This window comes from Cupriavidus sp. SIMBA_020 (assembly GCF_046535395.1).
Lineage (GTDB): Bacteria > Pseudomonadota > Gammaproteobacteria > Burkholderiales > Burkholderiaceae > Cupriavidus > Cupriavidus campinensis.
Window position 1 is genome coordinate 1 of the sequence record NZ_JAWRWU010001405.1, and the last position, 245, is coordinate 245.

Below are 245 nucleotides of genomic sequence, written 5' to 3' on the forward strand. Positions count from 1 at the left end.
AGCGGTGAGCGGCAATCGACACGCCCCGCCCTCTGTCGCGCCCTCAGTGAAATTCCCGGCTCGACGTGCGCAGGCCGCCGAGCAGCGGCGTCAGATCCTCGAAATGCTGCGCGACGAGGTGCCTCACGTCGCTGACGACCTGCCACACGCCCGACGCAGCGAGCAGCCGCGAGTCAAGCGTTTCGCGCCGCTGCCGGGCGAGCAGCTCGGGCCGCACGATCACGTTCACGCAGCCCGTTTCGTCT

At 69.4% G+C, this 245-nt stretch carries 1 protein-coding gene; it reads right to left on the minus strand.

Going from position 1 to position 245, the window contains the following annotated elements:
* Positions 1-43 precede the first annotated feature (43 nt).
* Positions 44-245 (minus strand): hypothetical protein (locus SB751_RS34150; protein ID WP_410749512.1); only part of this gene is annotated, 202 nt, incomplete at its 5' end.